This window comes from Pseudomonas sp. UBA2684, assembly GCA_002354655.1.
GTDB lineage: Bacteria > Pseudomonadota > Gammaproteobacteria > Pseudomonadales > Pseudomonadaceae > Aquipseudomonas.
Genome location: DELY01000023.1, coordinates 53889 through 54128, shown reverse-complemented (window position 1 = coordinate 54128; position 240 = coordinate 53889).

Below are 240 nucleotides of genomic sequence, written 5' to 3'. Positions count from 1 at the left end.
GGCGCATGTCCACCCTACGGGGCCGCAGGTGTGTTCGGTTTCGGTAGGCGCGGTGGGGCGCTCAGCCCATGGCCGCGAATGACGAGGTGTGCGTAGGGCGGACATGCCGCAGGCTTGTCCGCCAGCTCATGGTGGGCGGGAGGCGGTGGACAAGCTGGCGCATGTCCACCCTACGGGGCGTAGGTGTGTGCGGTTTCGGCAGGCGCGGCGGGGCGCCCAGCCCATGGCCGCGAATGACGA